A 23938-nucleotide genomic window follows, 5' to 3' on the forward strand; every position below is an offset into this window, starting at 1 on the left:
ATTTTCTTTTTTATATTGCTTGCTGAAATTTATTAGCATGCAAAACAAACCTACCTTTTTAAAATTAAAATCTTTTCTTTTTTTAATCCTTATTTCTTCAAGCTTAATTGCACAGATACAAAAACGTAATACACCTAATTGGGTTGATATTCAATCTTATGAGAAAGCTCCAGATATTGATGGCGATGATATTTCGTTTGGTTTATTAACATTGTTAAGCGACGAGCAAATTCATGCACCTAAACAAGAGCGTTATTTGCGTACAGTAAGCAAAATTACAGACAATGTTGGTGTACAATCTGGTTCTTTAATATCTATAAATTATGACCCAACCTACCAAAAGTTGTATTTGCACAAAATATTGGTAATTAGAGATGATAAAGTAATTGATAAACTTAATTTAAATGATTTTCAGACTATTAGAAAAGAGTCAAATTCTGAAAATTATATTTATGACGGAAGCGTTAATGCTACGGCAAATTTGTCGGATATAAGAACAGGAGATATTGTAGATTATAGTTACACTATTGTTGGTTTTAATCCTATTGATAAAAAGTTTTCGGGTATGTTTTTATTGAGTGCTTATGTGCCAATAGGAAAAATAAATGTTAGTATTTTAAATGATTCAGACTTAAACATTAAGCTTATTAACTCGGAGATTCAATCAAAAATCAGTTCAGAATTTGGTTTAAAAAAATACAATTGGACTAACACAAATACAACTGCACCAGAGTTTGAAGAAAACACGGCCTCTTGGCACATGCACTATGAAAATTTGTTTGTTTCTGAATATGATACTTGGAACCAAGTTGTAGATTGGGCAATACCAATCTACGAAAAAGAACAACAGCTATCAAAAGAGCTAAAAACCAAAATTGCATCAATAAAAAATGCTTCTGAATATGAAAAAGACCGGATAAAATTGGCTTTAAAATTTGTTCAGAACGATATTAGATATTTAGGATTAGAATCTGGAATTGGAGCCTACAAACCATTTAAACCCAATAAGGTTTTTGAACAACGCTTTGGAGATTGTAAAGACAAAAGCTGGTTATTAGTAAATATGCTGCGAGAAATGGATATTGAGGCGTATCCTGTACTTATTAATACAACCTATGGCAAAACATTAGGTAATTTTTTGCCATCACCTAAAGCCTTTGACCATGTTATTGTAAAAGTGATTGACAGTACAAAAACAGGTCGTTTTTTTGACCCAACAATTACCAACCAAGAAGGTTCTTTTAATACTATTGCTACACCAAATTATAAAAACGGACTGGTTTTAAAGCAAGGAAATTCAAGCTTTGAAGCCATACAAAATGATGACCAAGATTTAGTTGAAATATTCGATATTTTTAATGTTAATGGCATCGGAAATGATATGACACTTAACGTTACAACTGTGTATCGTGGTAGTGAAGCAGACATGATGCGTGGTGTTTTAAAATCGAATAGTTTAACGTCTTTAAATAAAGATTACAGAGATTATTACAAGAATTTATATGGCGAAGTTGAAATTATAGAAGCCATGATTTTTGAAGATGATACACTGAGTAATAAAATTACTATAGAAGAGTCTTACAGACTTGATAAAGTTTGGGAACCGGTTATTGGTGATGACAACCAGATTGGTCTTAATTTTATGCCTTATAGTTTTTATAACAATATTGTTTTTCCTACAGAGAAAAATAGAAAAACACCTTTTTCGCTATATTACCCAATTCATAAAAAACACAAGGTAACGATAAAGCTCCCAATGTCGTGGGGTTTTACACCAGATAGCAAGCAAATTAATAATGAACATTTTAAGTTTTCTTACAAATCAAAAGCCAACAGACGCAAAGATATTTTGTACTTAGATTATGAGTACATCAACAAAAAAGATGCAGTTGCTCCTGAGGATTTTTTGCAATTTTATAATGATTGTAAAGCGGTTGAAGAAAACTTTTCCATGTACCTTTTTATTCCGAAAAGCGCTGCTAAAATGAGCTCATTATTTTCAAATAAGAAAACCAAAGTAACACCAAAAATCTCAAATACTTCTGAAACAAAAAGTCAATCTGATACCGTAAATATTATATTCTTGGTGCTAATTGGCTTTGGTATTGTTGGTTTGGTGTCTTACGTCATCAAAAACAACAGAAAATACAAATAGGCTTTACACATTCATTTCAGCAAAAGTAATATTTAAATTATGCTGAATATCAATGACTTTTTGCATTTCTCCTGGAATAATTAAGGCTATAGATTGCCCTGTTTTGCCTGCTCGAGCTGTACGTCCACTTCTATGAGTGTAATATTCTAAATGTTCTGGTAATTGATGGTGAATAACAAAAGCTAAGTTATTAACATCAATGCCTCGTGCAGATACATCCGTTGAAACTAATACTTGCAAACTTTCATTTTTAAAAGCACGCATTACTTTATCGCGTTCTTTTTGCTGCATATCACCTTCTAAAGCATCAACTGAAAAACCTTCTGCCTTTAACTCTAAAGCCAATTTTTTAGTTCCAGCCTTTGTACGGCAAAAAATTACACCACGGTCATTTGGTCTTCGGTCTAAAATTTTAGAAATCACTAAGGTTTTTTCAGGAATTGAAGTCTTTATGTAGTGATGAGAAATATTTTCATTTACTAAGGAGGTTTTATCAATTTCAATACGTGCGGCATCTTTAGACATATAAGTCTTAATCATATGCTTTATATCGTCTGGCATTGTTGCCGAAAATAACCAAGTTTTACGCTTGCCCGTATTGTACTTTAAGATTTTACTTAAATCTTCTTTAAAACCCATACTAAGCATTTCGTCTGCTTCATCAAAAATAAGTGTATGCACATCACTAATATCAACAGCACCTCGTTCTACTAAGTCTAAAAGTCTACCTGGAGTAGCAACAACTATATGCGTACTACGATTTAAGTTAGAAATCTGGCGGTCAATTTTTTCGCCACCAAAAACGGCTTCTATAAAAATGCGGTCATCCACATATTTGGTGAATTTAAAAAGTTGCTTTTTTATTTGCTGAACCAACTCGCGCGTTGGTGCAATAATTAGAGCTTGTACATTGTTGTTTTTTGTGTCAATATATTTAAGAACTGGTAAGCCAAAAGCCGCCGTTTTACCTGTACCAGTTTGCGCTAGTGCAATTAAATCGGTTTTAGATTCTAAAACTACCGGAATTACAGCTTCTTGTATTTTAGTAGGCACTTTTATACCTAATTCCTTTAAGCCTTTTACGTAGTCGTTGGTTATTCCAAGTTCTAAAAATGTGGACATGCTAATAATTTTTTTTGCAAAGGTAAACTTATTTATAGCGTCGAGACATTTTTGCGTGCTTCTTTGTATTTTTATTTTCTGAATGAAAAACATCACGCAACGGCAATATTTAGGTTTTCTCAATACACCAAATCTTTGGAAAGGCAATGTTGTAAAAGATTTGCAACAGTTTGAAATGCCTTTAGAATATGAACAATTAAATTGTGCGGAAGATTTTAACGAAATCCGATTAGGAAAACGTGTTGAACAATTTTTTAACTATCAAATTGAAAAATCTTCAGAATTTAAAAGCATTGTAGCAAACCTTCAAATTAAAAATGAAAAAATTACTATTGGCGAATTAGACGCTTTAATTGCATCTAAAACCGAATTATATCATATTGAAATTGTTTACAAATTTTACTTGTACGACCCAAACATTACAACCAAAAATGAACTAGACAAATGGATTGGCCCAAACCGTAAAGACACTTTAATTTATAAGCTTGATAAACTTAAACAAAAGCAATTGCCACTGCTCTACTCCAAGCATACAGAAAAAGCAATAAGACATTTTAATTTAAAAGCTATACATCTTAATCAGCAAGTGTATTATAAAGCACAACTATTTTTGCCTTTTGAAAGTGAAGATGTATCTATTAACCCTTTAAATAAATCTTGTGTTTATGGTTTCTATTTAAATTTTGATACTATAGAAAGATTTTCAGAATGTAAAATGTTTATTCCAAGAAAATTAGACTGGTTAGCGCAACCACATGCAGAAGTAAATTGGCTTGATTTTGAAACTGGAAAAACTGAAATTTTTAAATTTATATCTGAAAAACGGTCTCCAATGGTTTGGCTTAAATCCAAAAAGGAGTCGTTCCAAAAATGTTTTATAACCTTTTGGTAATGCACAAATACTACAAAATTTACAAGCCATATGGTGTGCTGAGTCAGTTTGTAAACAACCAAAACAAGCGACGTAACAAAAAGCTACTTAGTGATATTTATGATTTGCCACCAAATACGATGGCAATTGGAAGACTTGACGAAAAATCTGAAGGTCTGTTATTGCTAACCACAAACGGAAAATTTAGCGAATACATTAGAAGTCAATCTGTAGAAAAAGAATACCATGTCATGGTTGACGGTATTATTACTGATACGCACATTAACCAATTAACAAAGGGAATTGACATTTCTATAAATGGTAAATCCTACCAAACTAAACCTTGTAAAGCACATATACTTAATGACATATGCCATATAGAAGAGCGTTTTGTACGTGACCAACGTCATGGCAAAACGTCTTGGCTCAGCATTACAATAGCGGAAGGCAAATTTAGACAAGTCCGAAAAATGACCTCAAGGATTGGATTACCAACGTTGCGATTGGTACGTGTGAGAATTGGAGATTATAGATTGGAAAATTTAACGTCCGGTAAAATTGAAGAAATTAATTGCCCTCATTTTTAGCGGTAATTACAGGCTTTTCGTTAATAAACGTGATGGTGGCTTTTACGCCAGTGAGTAAATTCCATTCTTTAGAGGAAACAACATTACCTTTGTCATCGTAAACAACGAATTCTGCGGTATTTGGACCAGAATCACCCTGATTAAGTGCTTTAAAATCAATCTTATTAATACCTTCGGATAATTTTATTTTTAACCTTCTGTATTGTGATTGTAAAACAACACTAGGATAAATTATTTCGTCATTTACAGAAACGCTTACACGGTCGCCATCTGGATATTCATGGTCTCTACAAATGATATTAACAAATTCTGTATCAATATTATACTGTCCTAAAAATTGGTCACTCATATATTGAACAATACCTGTTCTTGCAGCTTCTTTTCGCCAGCGTTCTTCAAATATCTCACCTGGATTTTTAAGGCCATCACCACCAGTCATAGAAAAAGGTCGTTCAATTTCATTTTTTTTAATTCTTGAAATTGTACCCGTTTTATTGTCTTTATCTTTGTCGTCTTTGGCTTTGGGATTCTCTTTAGGAGCAACTTTAATCACTTTTGGCGCTTCGTCTTTTTTAGTTTTAGACTCAATTGCAGGTATTCTAATCGATTTGTTTTCTTTATCCGTCACTTGGGCATTCAGCATTATACCGAAGCTTAGAAAAAGGAGTAATAAAATAAAACGATTGTTCATAATTTTCTTTTTTGTTATAGCATTTAAAATATAATCAAAAACTATACCTACTTCAAATTAAACGTATAAAAAACAAAAACCTTTCAAAAAAAAGTTAAAACTTTCCGTTAAAGCTCAGTCGTAACCGTCTGTTGTATTCCTCAAACAACCAATCTTTATAGTTTTGTGTGCTGTTCATTATGCAATAGCAATACTGCTTAATTCGGTAAGCAATTTCATCTTGAAGCTCTTTTATTAATTCTCGTGCTTCAAACACATCTTCACAATTTTCTATACAAATTTTAGAGTGTTGTTCTATTGATTTTTCTATAACAGTAAACGACTTTTTGTTTGATTTTAATACCTTTTTATATTCGGTTTTGACATTAAAATCTAAGTCATCAGACTTGCCAAGTCTTTGTTTTAATGCTTCTGGCATTTTGTAAATAAAGTCACGCTCTAATGCTTCGTCATCTACAATATTTTCCAAATAAAAATCTGGATATTTAAAAATATGTTGCCAATCAACCGGTTGGTCCCAAGGTCCAAAACGCGCAATATTATTTCCTAAATCTACAACCTGAAACGTATCTCTATCCTTATAAATACGTGAGCCACGACCTATCATTTGAAAATATAATGTTAATGAGCGCGTTGCTCTATTCAAAATAATAGATTCTACAGACGGTTCATCGAAACCAGTCGTTAAAATACTTACTGAAGATAAAATAGCGTTTGGCGTTTTATTAAACCATTTTAGCGTGTCTTTTCGTTCTTGTTTACTAGCAGTGTTATCTAGATGTCTAACATCATAACCAGCACGTTTAAAGGAATGATAGACTTCTTTTGAAGTGTGAATACCATTATTAAAAATCAGCGTTTTTTTGTTTTTAGATGTTTCCTCGTAAGCGGCTATTAATTTGGTTTGCATAAAGCTATTGGTATACAATGCTTCAGAAGATTTTACAGTATAATCACCATTAATTCCAATTTTTAAACTTGTTAAACCAACATCAAAACTTATAGCTTCTGCTTTTGCTAAAAAACCATTTTTAATTAATGTTGCAATGTCATCGCCAACAATAAGTTTATCGTAATTATCTTTCATCGGCAGCTTTATATTGCTACTCAAAGGTGTTGCTGTTACACCAAGAATAAAGCAATTATCAAAAAATTTAAAAAGCTTTCTAAACGAATTATAATGTGCTTCATCAATAATAACAAGTCCAACATTTTTTAACTCAAAATCATTTTCAGACAAACGGTTATTCAGCGTTTCAACCATGGCTACAAAACATTGATACTCGTCTTGGTCTGGTAAGGTTTTTACCTTACTGTTGATGATTTTATTTTTCACATTAAAACCAGACAATACATTAGAGGTTTGCTTACACAACTCAATGCGATGGGTCAGTATAACAACTTTTTGGTTTTTCTCTTTGATATAACGACGAACGATTTCGGAAAAAATCACCGTTTTTCCGCCACCAGTTGGTAATTGATAGAGCAAATTGTAATCAGCCGGCGCTTGGTCCATAACATCAAAAATTCGATTTAAATCGTTTATTTGATAGTCGTACAAACGCTTTTCGCTCTGTTGCTCTATTTCTATAGTGTCTTGAGTCTCTAAGGACATATAATTTTTTGTGTTGTATTAATAGCTTAGGTCTTTGGCTATGCTAAAAAGACCAATTTTGCAAAAATAGTACATAATAACGGTTTGATTAAGCGATGTTAACAACATTTTAAAAGTGGTATTGTTTTTGTGATTTCTTTAACAATAATCCTAAAACACTACAAATTATGAGAGATTCTAGACGACAAGCCCCAACAGTAAATGCAGGTTCAATGGCAGATATCGCCTTTTTGCTATTAATCTTTTTTTTAGTGACCACAACCATTTCTGCCGATAAAGGAATTTTGAGGAAATTGCCCGCAGAATGTTTAACGCCAGATTGCAATATTGAAGTGAATGATAGAAATGTTTTAGAGATTTTTATCAATAGGAATAATGAATTAATGGTTGAAGGTGAATTAATTGAAGTCAGCGACTTAAAAACTTTGGCTATAGATTTTATTGATAACGACGGTGCAAATCAATGCGACTATTGCAATGGAAAGCAATTAGAAACTTCATCTGATAAACCTCAAGATGCCATAATCTCATTAAAACACGATTCTGAAACGAGTTACGGCACTTTCATCGATGTACAAGATGAAATTAGTAAAGCTTATCTTAAATTGAGAACAGCTTACGCAAAGTCAAAATTTAATAAACTACCCGAAGGATTAACAAAAGACGAGCTTATTGAAGTGAAAAAAGCTTATCCTTTTATTCTTTCTGAAGTTCAATTAGATAGAAATCAATAGTTAACTTTTGTTAAATCAGTAAGTTAAATGTAACACAGCTTGTTTTTGGTCGTCTTTATTATATAACAATCAAAAATCGAACAATCATGAGAACATTAAACAGTAATCAGTTAACAGACAGAAATTCAGAATCAAAAAGTTTTACTTGGAATAGTAAAAGACGATTTAGATAACCCTTTAAAATCAATCAATTATGAGAGCTTTATCAAAAATCGTTAATACATCTAATAGCCTAGATGATGACCTAGAAAATTTTAAAAGATGAATTTAAAACTTATTAACTTTAACTAAACCAGTATTTGAAAGAATGCTGGTTTTTGTTTTTCAATCTTAAGGCATTACATTTATAAAAAATTGACACGAACTATGCGACCAACTAAAACTTTAATCCTATTAATTATTACAATTCTTTTTTTAAGCTGTAAATCCGAGACAAAAACTGAAGCAGAACTATTGGCTTATGCAAAAGATATTCACGAGCGCGTCATTACTCTTGACACGCATTGCGATATAAACGTAAAGAATTTTACAGATTCTATCAATTACACCCAACGTCTCAAAACACAAGTAAATCTTCCTAAAATGATAGAAGGTGGATTAGATGTGCCATGGTTCATAGTGTATACAGGACAAGATAGTTTAAGTAGACAAGGTTTTGAAAATGCTTACGATAATGCCATGTCTAAGTTCAATGCCATACATCGTTTAGTAAAACAATATGCGCCAGACAAAATTGAATTAGCGACAACATCAGATGATGTTAGGCGCATTGTAAAATCTGGTAAAAAAGCAGCTATGATTGGGATTGAAAATGGGTATCCTGTTGGTCTTAATATCGAAAATGTAGAGAAATTTTACAATTTAGGTGCACGTTACATGTCTTTATCTCACAATGGTCATAGCCAATTATGCGATAGTAATACTGGCGAAGCCGATGGCGTTTGGTTACACAATGGCGTTAGTGATTTTGGGAAATTAGTCATTGCCGAAATGAACCGCTTAGGGATGATGATAGACGTTTCGCACCCGTCAAAAGAAGCGATGCGCCAAATGATAGAACTGACCAAAGCACCTATTATCGCGTCTCATTCTTCCGCAAGAGCGCTTTGTAACCACAGTCGTAATTTAGACGACGAGCAACTCCAATGGCTTAAAGAAAACGGTGGTGTTGTACAAACTGTAGCATTTAGAACTTATGTGTCTGATAAAAAAGACAAAAAAGATGTAAATGTCTCAGATTTTATAGACCATATCGATTATTTGGTAGAAAAAATTGGCATTGACCACGTTGGTATCAGCTCAGATTTTGATGGTGGCGGTGGCGTTAATGGTTGGGATGACGCCTCAGAAACCTTTAATGTGACTCACGAATTGGTAAAACGCGGTTATTCTGAAAAAGAGATAGAACAATTATGGTCTGGAAATTTGTTCCGTGTTTTGGATGAATGTGCTGCTGTAGCTGAGAGTTTGAAATAAATTTTTGATATTTAAACTTAAAAAAATAGCAAATCATATTATAAAAAAAGCCAGCGATAGCTGGCTTTTAGTTTTATAGAAATAATAATTATGAAATCTTGATTTGTTTTGCTGGTTTCTTTTTAGCCTCATCGCGTTTTGGCAATAAAACTTTTAAAATACCATCTTCATATTTTGCTTCAATTTTGTCTCTTTCCACGGTTTCTGGCAGAGAAAACGAACGTTTAAATGATGAATATCCAAATTCACGTCTTGTGAAATTGTCATTTTCATCTTCATTAGATATTTCTGTTTCTGCAGAAATTGAGAGCATATTATTATCTAAATTGATATCAAAATCAGATTTCTTTAAGCCTGGCACGGCCATCTCAACTATGTATTCTTCATCTCTGTCTAATACATTTACTGCTGGTAGCGTAATACCAGTATTAAAATTTGATGTTAGCTCGTGACCAAAACTTTTATTAAAAATATCATCCATCCAAGATGACAAACTCGGTAATGTTCTTAAACCTACGTTAGAATTTGAATCACTACCATTTCTTAATGTTGGAAATAAATTACTCATAATAATATAGATTTTAATTAAACTTTATTTACATATACAAGTGCAAACAAAGTGCCAACCAACTAATTATGAAATAATTGCAGTTTTTCTGACATTTTTTCAGATTAATATTTAAGTAATTTTTTAAGAGCTTCTTCAAACCTGCCTTTCGCCAAATATTGTTGTTCCAATTCACTTTCAAAAGGAATTGGTGTTTCTAAACTTGCCACTCGTTTTACTGGTGCGTCTAAATATTCAAAACAGGCTTCCATTAGCATTGCAGATAAATCACTCGCGATACCGCCAAACAGAGAGTCTTCTTGCAGAATTATAGCTTTGTTTGTTTTCTTAACTGAATCAATAATCGCGTCTTTATCTAAAGGCTGTAATGAACGTAAATCAATTAAATCTGCTGAGATTTCAGGATTGTTTTTAAGTGTTTCTAAAGCCCAATGCACGCCAGCACCATAAGTAATGATGGTAATATCATTTCCAGTTCTTAAAAGTGATGCTTTTCCTAAAGGTAAGGTGTAATAATCTGTCGGTACATCTTCTCGTATACTTCTGTATAAAGCCTTATGCTCAAAAAATAACACAGGATTTGGGTCATTAATCGCCGTAGCCAACAATCCTTTCGCATCAGCAGGAAATGCCGGATAAACTACCTTAAGACCTGGCGTTTTGGTAAACCAAGCTTCGTTAGTTTGTGAGTGAAATGGTCCAGCAGCAACGCCTGCACCACAAGGCATTCGTATCACAACATCGGCGTGTTGTGCCCAACGGTAATGCGATTTTGCTAAATAATTTACTATTGGATTAAAACCAGAACTCACAAAATCGGCAAATTGCATTTCTACAACGGCTTTCATTCCTGCAATGGATAATCCCATTCCAGCTTCAACAATGGAAGATTCGCAAATTGGTGTGTTACGCACACGCTCTTTTCCAAATTGCTCGACAAAACCATCTGTAATTTTAAAAACACCACCATATTCGGCAATATCTTGACCCATAATTACAAGATTATCATGACGTTCCATAGACTGTTTTAAACCATCAGATATAGCATCAATTAATCGTTTTTCTTCAACTTCAAAACCTTTGCTAACTTCTTGATAATTATACGGTTTGTAAACGTCATTTAATTCAGTAGTTAAATTCGGAATTATGTTTTCTTCCGCATAAGCTTGATCTAAAGCATCATCAATTTCAGTCTTTATTTCGCTTTCAAATTTCTGCTTAATGTCTTCGGTTAAAACCCCTTCAGATTTTAAGAATTCTTCAAAGTTAGAAATTGGGTCTTTTTCTGCCCAAGCATCCATCAAATCTTGCGGAACATATTTTGTGCCACTCGCTTCTTCATGACCACGCATTCTAAAGGTTTTAAACTCAATTAAAACTGGACGCGGATTATTTCGGATATCTTCAGCTAATTCCGAAAGTGTATTGTAAACTTCTAAAATATTATTGCCATCGATAATATGAGACTCCATGCCGTAGCCTTTTCCTCTATCGGCCAAATGCTCACAATTGTATTGCTCTTTTGTCGGTGTAGATAAGCCATAACCATTGTTCTCAATACAGAATAGCACTGGCAATTGCCAAACCGAAGCCACATTTAAGGCTTCATGAAAATCACCTTCACTTGTACCACCTTCACCTGTAAATACAGCAGTGACTTTCTTATTTTTCTGTAATACATTTGCCAACGCAATACCATCTGCAACACCTAATTGTGGACCGAGATGCGAAATCATTCCAACAATATTATACTCTTGCGTACCAAAATGAAACGACCGGTCGCGACCATTAGTAAAACCACTGGCTTTACCTTGCCATTGACAAAACAAACGAAATAGCGGAATTTTACGGGTTGTAAATACACCTAAATTTCGGTGCATTGGTAAAATGTATTCTTCGTCTCGCATAGCCAAAGTAACACCAACAGAAATGGCTTCTTGTCCAATACCAGAAAACCATTTTGAGATTTTTCCTTGTCGCAATAAAATAAGCATTTTTTCCTCTATTAATCGAGGTTTGAGCATATTATAGTATAAATCTAAAAGTGTACTTTTTGATAGATTTTGTTTATCAAATTTCATTGATTTTGGTATTGTGTTCGGCAATTAAGCAAAACATTTAGTTGGTATTTCAAATGTAATTAATTTAACAAGAAATCACTTCGTTACAGCTTTCATTTTTATTCTTCAAAATATCCCAATTTTAAAGGCTTTTCATTAAATTTGTGATTACATCAAATAAATAAAACGTTATAACATGGACAGAATACCTAGCGTAGACCTGAAAGATTTTTTGTCGGGTGACCCAAATAGAAAACAAAAATTTATTAATGAAATTGGTAAAGCCTATGAGGATATTGGCTTTGTAGCTTTAAAGGGTCATTTTTTGGACGATGCATTAGTTGATGAACTTTATAGCGAAGTCAAAAACTTTTTTGATTTGCCTGTTGAGAAAAAGCGTGAATACGAGATCGAAGGTATTGGCGGACAACGTGGCTATATTTCGTTTGGTAAAGAGAGTGCTAAAGGTAAAAAAGAAGGCGATTTAAAGGAATTCTGGCATTTTGGTCAGTACGTTGAAGATGATGAAGAACGCAGAAAAGAGTATCCTGAAAATGTTGAAGTTAAAGAGCTTCCTAAGTTTAATGAAGTTGGAAAAAAAGCATACAGAAAACTTGAAGAAACTGCTAAATATGTGTTACGTGCATTAGCATTGCATGTCGGTTTAGAAGAAACTTATTTTGATAATTATATTCATAATGGAAATTCTATTTTAAGACCAATACATTACCCACCAATTTTAGAAGAACCAGAAAACGCTGTTCGTGCAGCTGCTCACGGTGATATTAATTTAATTACACTTTTAATGGGTGCGCAAGGTCGTGGATTGCAAGTGCAAAATCATAAAGGCGAATGGATTGATGCCATTGCTGAGCCAGATGAATTGATGATTAATGTTGGTGATATGTTATCGAGACATACTAATAATAAGTTAAAATCGACAATTCATCGTGTGGTTAATCCACCAAGAGAATTATGGGGAACTAGCCGCTACTCTATCCCGTTTTTTATGCATCCAGTAAGCGAAATGAAACTTGATGTTTTAGAAAGCTGCATAGATGAAAATAATCCAAAACAATACGATGACATTACAGCTGGAGAATTTTTAGATGAGCGTTTACGAGATTTAGGTTTAAAAAAATAAAAAAAAAAACACCTTAATCCTCCCAAAGGGAGGAAATACTCACTCATATGGAAATAAACACTCAGACTGCTTGTGTAACAATTTTTCCCCTTTGGAGAAATTAAAAGAGCTTTTATGGATTTACAAGATCAACTCAAAAACCTTTTTCCAGAACACGTGCCTGAAGTTTCAGAAAATAAAACAGACGAAACTTCTGATATTTGGTTGCAAGACGACCCAATAATTTGTAAATACGAAAAACGTAAAGGGAAACCAATAACTATACTAGAAGGTTATACAGGCGCTACGGAAAATTTTAAAAAATTGGCGAAAGAGTTAAAACAGAAACTGAGTGTCGGTGGTAGTTTTAAAGATGATAAAATAATTATTCAAGGTGACTATAGAGACAAAATCATGGCAATGCTCAAAGAAAAAGGGTTTAATGTAAAACGTGTTGGCGGCTAAGTTTTATGGCCAAAAACATCTTACATATCACAAATGGCGATAGCCTGACAAATTATCTCAACGAACTAAATTTTGAGGGTGATATATTCACTTGGCGTGAAATGTTGTGTGAAGGTCCTGTAGTTCCACTTATAGATTCTGAAGATTTTTTTGAAAAGCGACGAGCGTTTTTAAACGAAACTTACAATATTAAATTATCGGATTACACGTTTAATGCGGATTTAAAAATTTTGGAGAATGCAGATGATTACAATGAAATTAATTTGTGGTTTGAGTATGATTTGTTTTGTCACATCAATCTTATTGCAGCTATTAATTTATTACATCAAAAAAACATAAAAAAACCAATTTATCTTATCTGTAGCGGATATATTGATGGCGAGAAACTCTTAAAAGGATTATCAGAACTTACAACACAACAACTAAAAACACATTACGATAATAAAATTTTACTTCAAAAAGACGATAAAGATATGGCAATTGCCATATGGCGCACTTACTGCGGCACAGACCATAATATTTTGAAGCCTTATATTACTAAAAAATCAAATTTTAAATATCTGACCAATTGTTTAAAAGCACATTCCAAACGCTTTCCTAATGCAAAAACTGGACTTTGTACTATAGAAGAAAACATCCTAAAGTTAATAAATGAAAAGAATATTAAATCAAAAAATCATCTTCTTGGTTATTGCTTAAATTATCAAGGTTATTATGGTTTTGGAGATATTCAGTTTAGACGAATGATTGAAAAACTATCATTTTTATTTGACGAATCCGGTAACGTTCTTACTTTAAATTCTGAAGGTTTAAAAGCTCTAAATGGTGAAAAAAACTATTTGAATGAAATAGATAATAATATTGCTTTTGGAGGAATAAACCGCTTAGATTTTGTTTTTAGTACAACAGAAAATAAACTTATAAAGAAATAACAAATGTCTATAAAAGACTCCGAACTTATATTAAACCCTGACGGTAGTGTTTATCATTTAAATTTAAAACCAGAAAACATTGCAGAAACTATCATTTTTGTGGGTGACCAAGACCGAGTAGAAAAAGTTACAAAGCATTTTGATAGTATTGAATTCACAACTCAAAAGCGTGAGTTTAAAACTCAGACAGGAAGTTACAATGGCAAACGTATTTCTGTAATTTCAACAGGTATTGGACCAGATAATATCGATATTGTTTTGAACGAACTAGATGCGCTTGTTAACATAGATTTTGTTTCAAGACAACCAAAACAAATATTAACTAGTTTAAATATTATAAGAATTGGAACTTCTGGCTCATTGCAAGCTGATATTCCTATAGATTCTTTTCTAGTTAGCGAATATGCTCTAGATTTAAACGGAATGCTTCATGCTTATCAAGTTGAAGGTATTACAAATCCTGAAATTGAAGCAGAATTCATCAAACAAACCAATTGGAGCGAAAATAAATCAAAACCTTTGGTCATTGGCGGAAGTGATTTCTTGCAAATGCATTTTAATAGCGATGTGATCTTTAAAGGAATGACGGCAACTGCTGGCGGATTTTACGCACCACAAGGTCGTGTGTTACGCTTGCCACTTCAAGATGAAAACTTAAATTCTAAGATTGATAGTTTTAAATATCGTGATTTTAGAGTAACAAATTTAGAAATGGAAACCTCTGCAATCTATGGACTTTCAAAATTAATGGGTCATGAGGCTATATCGCTAAATGCTATTATTGCCAACCGTGCAAATGGTACGTTTAGCAATCACCCAAAAAAAGTGGTTGAAGACTTAATAACATTCACATTGGATAAAATTTCAAATTTATAGTATAATGTCAAAGAACGTAAATAGGCTACTTAATATATTCAGCGTCATTTCTGTAATTGTATTAATAGCAACAGCGTTTAGAACGCTCATATATTGGTTTATAGGCATTGACAATGCACGAGTTTTTAGAACAGAATTATTTATTATTTGGGGAATTTGTATAACGGTGTTATTGCTAAATTTCTTTCAAAACAAACAAAAACGAAATTAAATATAGAAGTGGATTCTAGACAAATAAATATTGGTGGCGTTCCAGAGCATTTTAATTTAGCTTGGTATCTTGGACTTAAAAATGGCGAGTATAAAGCTGAAAACATCAACTTACGATGGCACGATTATCATGGCGGAACCGGCCAAATGTGTAAAGCATTACGTGACGGTAGTATTGATATGGCAGTAATTCTTACCGAAGGTATCGTTAAAGACATTATCGCAGGTAATCCATCTAAAATTGTACAAACATTTACGAAATCGCCATTAATTTGGGGAATTCATGTTGCTGCCAAATCAAAATTTAAAACCTTAGAAGATATAAAAGGTACTCGCGCTGCAATTAGTCGTTATGGCTCGGGATCACATTTAATGGCTTACGTTAATGCCCAAAATAACGGTTGGAATTTGGAAAAAGACCTCAAGTTTGAAGTCATAAAAAATCTTGATGGTGCAGTCGAAGGTCTTACTAATGGTGATGCAGATTATTTTATGTGGGAAAAATTTACCACAAAACCATTGGTTGATGATGGTACGTTTAGACGTATTGGCAATTGTCCTTCGCCTTGGCCATGCTTTGTTATTGCTGTGAGGAACGAGTTTTTAAAGTCTAATAAAGATGATGTGAAAACCATTTTAGATATCGTCAACAGCACGACTTCAGAATTTAAACATATTCCAAGTATAGACAGAACCATTGCGAATCGTTACGGACAAGAATTAGAAGATGTGCAAGAATGGTTATCACTTACCGAATGGTCACAAGAATTAATTGATGAAAAAACACTGACAAAAGTGCAAAACCAACTTTTCGATTTAAATATTATTGACGAAAAGTGGAAGTATGATGATTTGGTTTATAAATTATAGATTTATTACGCAATCTTTCTGCAAATAATCCATCTAGGAAGAAATCAAGTCTATGAAACTATCTTCACTTCTTTTTATGGTTACAATTTCTCTGTGTGCATCTTTATGTTGCCCAGAAGAAAATGATTTTGGACCTACAATTTTTATTGAAAATGAAAATCTTATTCAAGTTGAAAATAGTGAAACTACTTTTAATTTAAATGAGAGTATTGTTATTGAAACCACTATAAACAATAGTCAGACAACAACTTCAGGTGAAACTATTTTGCTAACAGATTTGTTTTATAATGATAGTTTAGAAGATGCGTTTCTTCAATTTGATGTATCTCTTTTTAAAGAAACTGGATTTGGTACCTTATCGCCTATTTCACTAACACAAGACGCAGTTACTAATGATTTCGGTCAGGTGGAAGTTAACAGCCAATTCAACCTTGTTAGAGCGTTTTATGACGAAACAACTCATAGTTTTAGAAGTCGATTTTCAATTAACTTAAGAGAAAGCGGCACTTTTTTTCTGGCAAATTCACGTTTTGGATTTAATGATTTTACGCAAGTAATTATTTCTGGCGGCGTTTATGAATTAGGTTTTGTAGAGTTAAGAACCAGCATCGAAAACGCAAATGCTGAAGGTGCTTATGAGTTTCAGGTTATTGAATAGTCCAATCAATTTCAGATTTTCCTAAATCTCTTAAAATCGAATTCGTTTCACTGAAATGTTTATTTCCAAACCAATAGCCGCGATTAGCGCTTAATGGCGAGGGATGCCCAGAAGTTAAAATATGATGTTTTGTTTTATCAATCAGCTTTGCTTTCTTTTTTGCAAATCCGCCCCAAAGTAAAAAAACTACATTCTCTTTCTGGTCACTTACAACATTAATTACTTCATCTGTAAACGTTTCCCAACCTTTTTTCTGATGACTTCCTGCTTCATGCGCTCTTACAGTTAATGTCGCATTTAACAACAACACACCTTGGTCTGCCCAAGGCATTAAATTTCCACTTTTTGGATAAAGCATATTAAAGTCTGCCTGTAATTCTTTAAAAATATTTATTAAAGATGGTGGATGCGAAATGCCATCATTCACAGAAAAACATAGACCATTAGCTTGATTTGGCCCATGATAAGGGTCTTGACCAATGATAACAACTTTTAAGTTTTCAAACGTACAATGGTTAAAAGCGTTAAAAATGTCTCCGCCTTTTGGGTAACAGGTATTAGTGCTGTATTCCTGTTTTACAAAAGCGACTAAGTCTTTAAAATAGGGCTTTTCAAATTCAGAAATAAGATATTTTTTCCAGCTTTGGTCAATGGATACGTTCATAATACAAAGATAAAATTTTAGAGTCAAAAATGCCTCTTAATGTATTAGGTCTTAAATAGTATTTTGATGTAACTTTGTTTTTAAATTCCGCTATTACAAAACAATTTTGAGTAAAGACAGAACTATAAATATTCACCAAAAAACTTTAGATGACCTTGAGTTTGGCACTGTACAATCGCAATTAAGTGAACATTGTATTACTAACCTCGGAAAAGAAGCCGCATTAGCTATTTCACCCTTTGAAAATGCTGAAATTCTAAAAAAAGAATTGGCCTACACTAATGAATATTTATCGTCTTTTGATAATGACAATCGCATACCAAATCACGGGTTTGAAGATTTAAGCAAAGAAATTAAACTTCTCAATATAGAAAACACATATTTAGAAGTGCTGAGTCTACAGAAAATTGTCAGCACATCTTTAACTGTAAATACTATACTCACATTCTTGAAGAAATTTAAAGAATATTACGAGAGTTTATACCTATTATCTCAACCCATTGAGCATACGACAACTATTATTGAGCAGGTTGATATTGTTGTAGACCGCTTTGGAGATATTAAAGATAATGCCTCGTCAGCGCTTTCGGTCATTAGAAAATCGATTGCAAGTTTGCGCACAAAAATAAATACAAGTTTTGCTTCAGCCTTAAATAAATACCACAATCTCGAATATTTGGATGAGATCAGAGAATCCGTAGTAGAAAACAAACGTGTACTTGCCGTAAAATCCATGTATCGCCGCAAAGTGAAAGGCGCTATTATGGGCGGCAGTAAAACGGGAAGCATTGTTTATATTGAGCCAGAAACGACACTTCAACATTCACGAGAGCTGAATAATTTGGTGTATGAAGAGCAAGAAGAAGTCATTAAAATTCTAAAAGAATTAACCGATTACATTCGTTTGTTCTTGCCGCTATTAGAAAAATATCAATCTTTTCTTACTAAAATAGACCTCATTTCTGCGAAAGCAAAATATGCGCGTAGCATGAATGCGATTCTACCAGAAATCTCTGAGGAACGTGAAATGTTTCTGCGAGATGCTTATCATCCACTACTCTATTTAACCAATACTGAGAAAGGCGAAAAAACCTTTCCACAAACGATTGGTTTAAAAGATGATGCACGGATTATCGTGATTTCTGGGCCAAATGCTGGTGGAAAAAGTATCACACTAAAAACTGTTGGTTTATTGCAAGTCATGTTACAAAGTGGACTTCTAGTACCTGTTCATGAGCGTAGTAAAATGTTTTTATTTGATAGGATTTTGAGTGATATTGGTGACAATCAATCTATAGAAAATCACTTAAGCACCTATAGTTACCGCTTAAAACAGATGAACTATTTTTTGAGGAAATGTAATAAAAATACACTGTTTTTAATAGATGAATTTGGTACAGGCTCTGACCCAGAATTAGGTGGTTCTTTAGCTGAAACATTTTTAGAAGTTTTTTATGACCGAAAAGCCTTCGGAATAATAACAACGCACTACTCCAACTTAAAATTGTTGGCTAACGAACTGCCGTACATGCGCAACGCGAATATGCTATTCAACGAACGAACGTTGGAACCAATTTACAAATTAGTTATCGGTCAAGCCGGAAGTTCATTTACGTTTGAAGTCGCTCAGAAAAACGGTATTCCGTATAGTTTAATTAACAAAGCAAAGAAAAAGATTGAGCGCGGTAAAGTCCGTTTTGATGCTACGATTGCAAAGCTTCAAAAACAACGAAGCCGACTAGAAAAGACCGAACAATCTCTAAAAGCCAATGAAAAGAAAAAACAAACAGAAGCTGATAAACTTGAAGAGATAAATCAAAAAGTTCAAAAAAAATTAGAAAGCTATCAAGAGTTATATGACAGCAATCAGCGACTCATTTACCTTGGACAGAAGGTGAATGATTTAGCAGATAAATTTCAGAATAATAACAAAAAACGCGAATTAATGTCGGAATTATTCCGGTTGGTTCAAATTGAAAATTCCAAGAAAAAGAAAGTTTCTGCCAAACAGAAACGTGCCGAAAAAGCAAAAGAAGAGCAAATAAAAAAGGAAGCCGAAAAGAAGGTTGAAGTAATTAGAAAAAAGAAAAAAGAAGCCAAACAAAAAGAGAAAGAAAAACCAGCTCCACCAAAACCCGTTTTAAAAATTGGCGACCGCGTACGAATGCACGATGGTAGAGCGATTGGTAGCATAGATAAATTTGAAAAAGGAAAAGCTATAGTAAATTATGGTATGTTTACCACAAATGTGAATGTTGATTTACTAGAATTAGTTGAAGCAAAAAAATAATGAAAGGCGTACCAAAAGATAAACAACTTATTTTATTTGATGGTGTTTGCAACCTTTGCAACAGCAGTGTTTTGTATGTTATAAAACGAGATAAAAAAAATCTTTTCTTGTTCGCACCATTACAGAGCAACATTGGTGAGCAAATTATAAATGAGTTTAATATTGATACTACAGAAACTGATTCTATAATTCTTTATAATCCTTCAGAACAAAAAATTTACAGTAAATCTACGGCAGCACTTAAAGTCGCAAAACTGTTATCTTATCCAACAAAACTACTTTCTGGGTTTTTAATCGTTCCTGCTTCGATTCGTAATTGGGTTTACGATTTTATTGCTAAAAACCGTTATAAATGGTATGGCAAAAAGGAATCTTGTATGATTCCTACTCCAGAATTAAAGGCTAAGTTTTTGGATTAAGTCTTACTTATTAAAACATCAGTTTTACTCACTCAAAAGGATTATTTACTCAGTATGAGTTTTAGAATCTCAACTAAATTTCTACTTTTAAAAAGAGTTTAAAGTTAATGGTTGGTTAACGAAACCTCAAAGTTGGTCTTTTAGTTTGAGCCTTACTTCTGTTAGTGAGGAACGAATCGAACTCTATTAATTTGGCAAGTCTACCCAATTAATAGCTTTATTTTACAAATGATGATTGAGTGACTGACTTTGAGGTTTTTATTTTAAACTATTAAGGATAAAATCTAAATTTGGATTGCTATTATTATTTTGTTCGTAAGCATCAGTATAATGTATTGGGTTTATAGCTAAACCAACATCCAATAACTTTTCAATAGTTGGTTCGTAAGACATACTGACTTTTCCCATTAAAAGTTTTCCTAAGTCGTTTCCTTTTTTTGCATATTGATATACGTTTCTTAAACCCGTTAAGTATAAAAAATCTTTTGTAAATCCACCACCACGATGAATACGTTGCGTAATACTAAAAGCTTTGTTTCTTTCTAATTTATGATTTCTGTGTAATAAATCAAAGGTATCAGCGAAACTGTAACCTTTACTTAAACTATCTGCGGCTATAACTCTAAAAGACAATTCGCGTAAACGGTCCATTGTTAAAGAATCGCTCATATACTCGGCATATACCGCTAATCCTTCTTGAGTTTCAACATTATTAGGAAAGCCGTTTGAAAACAATTTTAATGGCTGAGATAACCCATTAAATGTAGTGACCATATGAACGCCAATTTCATGATTTGCTAAAACCTGAAGCTGATTTTTACTAAACTTATGATTTTTCTTTAATACCAACGTTTGCGTATTATTTAAAACCATAGCAGCTGCCGAGATATTATTGCTCGTTTTTAAGTTATATTTAAAATCATAACGTTTGGCATAATTTTCAAAATAATTAATGGCATAATCCGTATCATGGATTGGTTCTAAATCTGCGTCATCATTTGGGTCGAATCGTAATATAAATTTTGCATTATCAATATCATTTTCAGTTGGTGTACCAAAGCTTTTTAAGCTATTGAAATAGAATTTACGTCCTTGTCCAATAGTTTCAATACACTCAATTAAACCCGAATATTCATAAATAATATCTTCATACAATTGTCTAATATCATCGTCTTCAATACGTTCTAAACGCTGAGAGAAAAACAACCGATGTAACTTATACCCATTAAATTTAATTTTACGATACTTAAATTCTGGCTCGTATGTATATTTTGAAGTAAAAAACTTCTTTTTTTCCGCAGCAATATTTAGCGGATTGATGTAATTAAGTAATTCGATATTTTTTACCAATCTATCAAGATTAGAATCAATATCAAATATATTCTGAAACTCTAATGTTGTTTTTATTTGAGACATTAATTATGATGTGTATTGTAAAATTCTGAAGCATGCTTTGGTAATAAAAATTTAAGCTGTTGTGCTACGGCATCGACCACTTCAGGATATATGATTTGCTCATATTCATCGCAATAAACTTTTGCGATTTCGGTTGCCAAAACTAAGGTATTTTTAAAATTATTTGTTATGAATTTTAGAAAATAACCATTGCCTTGAAAAGTGTCATTTATTTTTGAAGTTTGCTTTATACCATGAGGTAAATTAATGGAAGCCAAAGTTACTCGCCATGATTCAACTTCGTTTCCAAAACGCTCATTATCAATATTTGATGTACCCAAATTCCAAGTTGGCACTTCTCTATCCCAACGCTTCCAATTGTAACTGTGCATATCATAAACGATACAAATCTCAAATTTTTCTTCGAGTTTGGATATTAATGCTTCTACAACTTTATAAAAGTTTGAATGTTTTTTTAAACTATGTTCCTTTTCTGAGGCATCTAAGGGTGATTTCCACAGTTGTTTTCCCCAAGCTGTATCAAAAACCGCATTTTCTGGGTCGCGATTAAGGTCATATTCAAATCGAGAATCGCATGCAGCCAGAACAATTGGGTGCGACGCAACCATCCTTTTAGTTTCTGGGTCTTCTTCGTACCATCGTTCATATTCGGTATGCAAACAATTATCCCATAATTCTTTTCTAAACTGATGACCATCATGTACTGCAGCACAAGCATAATGTACATAACTTTCAATTTTTAATGTAAAAGAATAATCATCAGAAACGGCATGAAAACAAAATTCGTTTTCAATATTATTTATAATTTCTGCTAATGAAAGTCGTTGTAATTTCATTTTAAAATACGTTTTAAGAATAATAACATTGAATGCTCACGGATATCAAAATCGCCATCAGCAAAAAATAAGGCTTTGATGTCTGCCAAGAGTTGATTAAAATTTTGTATTGAATAATTGTGATGCTTAACGGAAGCCAATATTTTTTGAATACTTTGATAATCGTTATCATCAGAAAATTCCTCGTGCACTTTTTGAAATGTTTGCATATCCACCTTTGAAATAATAACGTTTCGTTCGTGATTATCTTCCTTAAAGTCTGAATGTGCAGCGTACAATAAAGTGTATGCAATAAGCTCGTCTTTTGTCCAATTTGGTACTTCCATAATTTCAATTTATTCCATTTGTTTAAGCTTATTCATTGCCTCGTTGAGTCCAATTAAAACCTTAACCTTACGATTTGCAATGCAAAGTGATTTCGACAAAATTATTTTTGTCTTAACCAATGCCTAAGGCATCATATAGTCATTCTTTTTTTAATGTACCATATTCCGTCCAAGAACCATCGTATACAACTAAATCTTTATAACCTGCAATTGTAGCGCCTAATGCAAGATTGCAAGCCGTAATTCCTGAACCACAACTAAATACTAATTTTTTATTATCAATTTGAAATTGACTGAATATTGATTTTAATGCGTCTTTAGATTTCAATGTATTACCGTCTAATAAATCAGTAAAAGGTAAATTTAATGAGTTTGTAATGGTTCCGCTTGGTAAACCTTCTCGAGGCTCAGGAGTTTCGCCTTTAAAACGTTTAGCTGAACGTGCATCAAAAATTTGTGTGTTTTTATCGTTAGAAAATTCACAAACCCCTTCAAAATGTGTAAATAATTTTGAATTTATATTTGCTTTAAAATCTCCTTTTTCAAATTTCAATTGATAGTCGTTTACAGTTTGAAAGCCTTTAGAAATCCACTCGGGCAATCCACCATCTAAAACAGCAACGTTTTCATGACCAAAATATTTAAAAAACCACCAAGCTCGTGCAGAAGAATAAATACCGTGCTGGTCATAAACTACAATTGCCGATGAATTATTTATGCCTAATTTACGAGCTTCAAGTTGAAATTGTTCTAGGCTTGGCAGTGTGTTAGGAAGTTCAGCTGAAACGTCACTAAATTTTTGCTTAATATCGAAGAATTGTGATTTTGGAATGTAACCCAATTCATCATTTAAAATTGCACCTGAAACCTTAGGAATAGTTGCATCTAAAACCAAAAGATTTTCAGCTTCAATGTGTTTTTGAAGCCATTCTGCTGAAACTAAAGGAGATTTAAATTTTATATTATTCATGTAA

Annotated in this window: 24 protein-coding genes; 14 read left to right on the forward strand and 10 right to left on the reverse strand. The window is 32.8% G+C overall.

What is annotated here, in order from left to right; all coding sequences use genetic code 11:
- Positions 1 to 37 precede the first annotated feature (37 nt).
- Positions 38 to 2155, forward strand: coding sequence for a DUF3857 domain-containing transglutaminase family protein (locus tag ACFQ1Q_RS01180; RefSeq protein ID WP_386127125.1), 2118 nt, complete (start codon positions 38 to 40; stop codon positions 2153 to 2155).
- Positions 2156 to 2158: 3 nt separating this feature from the next.
- On the opposite strand, the gene ACFQ1Q_RS01185 is transcribed toward ACFQ1Q_RS01180, so the two are convergent.
- Positions 2159 to 3277 (reverse strand): DEAD/DEAH box helicase, encoded by a 1119-nt coding sequence (locus ACFQ1Q_RS01185; protein ID WP_386127127.1) that lies wholly within the window; start codon positions 3275 to 3277, stop codon positions 2159 to 2161.
- An 82-nt stretch (positions 3278 to 3359) separates the two neighbouring features.
- Between ACFQ1Q_RS01185 and ACFQ1Q_RS01190 the strand changes: the two genes are divergently transcribed.
- Together ACFQ1Q_RS01190 and ACFQ1Q_RS01195 are read left to right on the forward strand one after the other, a co-directional pair.
- The gene (locus ACFQ1Q_RS01190) at positions 3360 to 4169 is read left to right on the forward strand and encodes a DUF1853 family protein (RefSeq protein ID WP_386127129.1); all 810 of its coding nucleotides are present in this window, start codon (positions 3360 to 3362) and stop codon (positions 4167 to 4169) included.
- Positions 4169 to 4735 carry a pseudouridine synthase gene (locus ACFQ1Q_RS01195; RefSeq protein WP_386127131.1) on the forward strand — a complete coding sequence of 189 codons (567 nt, stop codon included), beginning with the start codon at positions 4169 to 4171 and terminating at the stop codon, positions 4733 to 4735. The genes ACFQ1Q_RS01190 and ACFQ1Q_RS01195 overlap by 1 nt, the downstream gene beginning before the upstream one ends.
- Here ACFQ1Q_RS01195 and ACFQ1Q_RS01200 read toward each other — a convergent pair.
- Both ACFQ1Q_RS01200 and ACFQ1Q_RS01205 read right to left on the reverse strand, forming a co-directional pair.
- On the reverse strand, positions 4716 to 5426 hold the full coding sequence (locus ACFQ1Q_RS01200; RefSeq protein WP_386127133.1) for a hypothetical protein: 711 nt from the start codon (positions 5424 to 5426) through the stop codon (positions 4716 to 4718). The genes ACFQ1Q_RS01195 and ACFQ1Q_RS01200 overlap by 20 nt on opposite strands.
- 94 nt (positions 5427 to 5520) lie before the next feature.
- Complete coding sequence (locus ACFQ1Q_RS01205; protein WP_386127135.1) at positions 5521 to 7041, reverse strand: DEAD/DEAH box helicase; 1521 nt, start codon at positions 7039 to 7041, stop codon at positions 5521 to 5523.
- A 167-nt stretch (positions 7042 to 7208) separates the two neighbouring features.
- Here ACFQ1Q_RS01205 and ACFQ1Q_RS01210 point away from each other — a divergent pair, with 167 nt between their 5' ends.
- Positions 7209 to 7775, forward strand: a complete 567-nt coding sequence (locus ACFQ1Q_RS01210) for an ExbD/TolR family protein (RefSeq protein ID WP_386127137.1) — start codon at positions 7209 to 7211, stop codon at positions 7773 to 7775.
- Positions 7776 to 8141: 366 nt separating this feature from the next.
- Positions 8142 to 9251 carry a dipeptidase gene (locus tag ACFQ1Q_RS01215; protein WP_386127139.1) on the forward strand — a complete coding sequence of 370 codons (1110 nt, stop codon included), beginning with the start codon at positions 8142 to 8144 and terminating at the stop codon, positions 9249 to 9251.
- Between the two features lie 88 nt (positions 9252 to 9339).
- Here the strand turns inward: ACFQ1Q_RS01215 and ACFQ1Q_RS01220 are convergent, their stop codons facing one another.
- Positions 9340 to 9819 carry an Hsp20/alpha crystallin family protein gene (locus ACFQ1Q_RS01220; RefSeq protein ID WP_386127141.1) on the reverse strand — a complete coding sequence of 160 codons (480 nt, stop codon included), beginning with the start codon at positions 9817 to 9819 and terminating at the stop codon, positions 9340 to 9342.
- Positions 9820 to 9923: 104 nt separating this feature from the next.
- On the reverse strand, positions 9924 to 11900 hold the full coding sequence (locus ACFQ1Q_RS01225) for an alpha-ketoacid dehydrogenase subunit alpha/beta (RefSeq protein ID WP_386127143.1): 1977 nt from the start codon (positions 11898 to 11900) through the stop codon (positions 9924 to 9926).
- A 175-nt stretch (positions 11901 to 12075) separates the two neighbouring features.
- On the opposite strand from ACFQ1Q_RS01225, the gene ACFQ1Q_RS01230 reads away from it, so the two are divergent.
- The 7 genes from ACFQ1Q_RS01230 (at position 12076) to ACFQ1Q_RS01260 (ending at position 17013) form a co-directional block, all read left to right on the forward strand.
- Positions 12076 to 13023 (forward strand): isopenicillin N synthase family dioxygenase, encoded by a 948-nt coding sequence (locus ACFQ1Q_RS01230; protein ID WP_386127145.1) that lies wholly within the window; start codon positions 12076 to 12078, stop codon positions 13021 to 13023.
- A 114-nt stretch (positions 13024 to 13137) separates the two neighbouring features.
- Entirely contained in the window at positions 13138 to 13467 is a 330-nt protein-coding gene (locus ACFQ1Q_RS01235; RefSeq protein ID WP_386127147.1) for a translation initiation factor, read from the forward strand.
- 5 nt (positions 13468 to 13472) lie between these two features.
- A complete protein-coding gene (locus ACFQ1Q_RS01240) occupies positions 13473 to 14399 on the forward strand; it encodes a DUF1835 domain-containing protein (RefSeq protein ID WP_386127149.1) in 927 nt (308 codons plus the stop codon).
- A 3-nt stretch (positions 14400 to 14402) separates the two neighbouring features.
- Complete coding sequence (locus ACFQ1Q_RS01245; protein WP_386127151.1) at positions 14403 to 15275, forward strand: nucleoside phosphorylase; 873 nt, start codon at positions 14403 to 14405, stop codon at positions 15273 to 15275.
- 4 nt (positions 15276 to 15279) lie between these two features.
- Positions 15280 to 15486, forward strand: coding sequence for a hypothetical protein (locus ACFQ1Q_RS01250; RefSeq protein WP_386127152.1), 207 nt, complete (start codon positions 15280 to 15282; stop codon positions 15484 to 15486).
- Positions 15487 to 15494: 8 nt separating this feature from the next.
- Complete coding sequence (locus ACFQ1Q_RS01255; RefSeq protein WP_386127154.1) at positions 15495 to 16355, forward strand: substrate-binding domain-containing protein; 861 nt, start codon at positions 15495 to 15497, stop codon at positions 16353 to 16355.
- Between the two features lie 52 nt (positions 16356 to 16407).
- On the forward strand, positions 16408 to 17013 hold the full coding sequence (locus tag ACFQ1Q_RS01260; protein ID WP_386127156.1) for a hypothetical protein: 606 nt from the start codon (positions 16408 to 16410) through the stop codon (positions 17011 to 17013).
- On the opposite strand, the gene ACFQ1Q_RS01265 is transcribed toward ACFQ1Q_RS01260, so the two are convergent.
- Positions 17003 to 17677 carry a uracil-DNA glycosylase gene (locus ACFQ1Q_RS01265; protein WP_386127158.1) on the reverse strand — a complete coding sequence of 225 codons (675 nt, stop codon included), beginning with the start codon at positions 17675 to 17677 and terminating at the stop codon, positions 17003 to 17005. The genes ACFQ1Q_RS01260 and ACFQ1Q_RS01265 overlap by 11 nt on opposite strands.
- Positions 17678 to 17783: 106 nt before the next feature.
- On the opposite strand from ACFQ1Q_RS01265, the gene ACFQ1Q_RS01270 reads away from it, so the two are divergent.
- Entirely contained in the window at positions 17784 to 19967 is a 2184-nt protein-coding gene (locus ACFQ1Q_RS01270; RefSeq protein ID WP_386127160.1) for an endonuclease MutS2, read from the forward strand.
- Positions 19967 to 20386, forward strand: coding sequence for a thiol-disulfide oxidoreductase DCC family protein (locus ACFQ1Q_RS01275; protein WP_386127162.1), 420 nt, complete (start codon positions 19967 to 19969; stop codon positions 20384 to 20386). The genes ACFQ1Q_RS01270 and ACFQ1Q_RS01275 overlap by 1 nt, the downstream gene beginning before the upstream one ends.
- 258 nt (positions 20387 to 20644) lie before the next feature.
- Here ACFQ1Q_RS01275 and ACFQ1Q_RS01280 read toward each other — a convergent pair whose 3' ends face one another.
- The 4 genes from ACFQ1Q_RS01280 to ACFQ1Q_RS01295 all read right to left on the reverse strand — a co-directional run bounded on the left by ACFQ1Q_RS01280 (position 20645) and on the right by ACFQ1Q_RS01295 (position 23934).
- Positions 20645 to 21802: a flavohemoglobin expression-modulating QEGLA motif protein gene (locus ACFQ1Q_RS01280; RefSeq protein WP_386127163.1), complete on the reverse strand. Its 1158-nt coding sequence runs from the start codon at positions 21800 to 21802 to the stop codon at positions 20645 to 20647.
- Complete coding sequence (locus tag ACFQ1Q_RS01285; protein ID WP_386127165.1) at positions 21802 to 22638, reverse strand: N-formylglutamate amidohydrolase; 837 nt, start codon at positions 22636 to 22638, stop codon at positions 21802 to 21804. The genes ACFQ1Q_RS01280 and ACFQ1Q_RS01285 overlap by 1 nt, the downstream gene beginning before the upstream one ends.
- The gene (locus ACFQ1Q_RS01290; protein ID WP_386127167.1) at positions 22635 to 22964 is read right to left on the reverse strand and encodes a hypothetical protein; all 330 of its coding nucleotides are present in this window, start codon (positions 22962 to 22964) and stop codon (positions 22635 to 22637) included. The genes ACFQ1Q_RS01285 and ACFQ1Q_RS01290 overlap by 4 nt, the downstream gene beginning before the upstream one ends.
- A 139-nt stretch (positions 22965 to 23103) precedes the next feature.
- Positions 23104 to 23934 carry a sulfurtransferase gene (locus tag ACFQ1Q_RS01295; RefSeq protein WP_386127169.1) on the reverse strand — a complete coding sequence of 277 codons (831 nt, stop codon included), beginning with the start codon at positions 23932 to 23934 and terminating at the stop codon, positions 23104 to 23106.
- Positions 23935 to 23938: the final 4 nt, after the last annotated feature.

Source organism: Winogradskyella litorisediminis (assembly GCF_042675765.1).
GTDB lineage: Bacteria > Bacteroidota > Bacteroidia > Flavobacteriales > Flavobacteriaceae > Winogradskyella > Winogradskyella litorisediminis.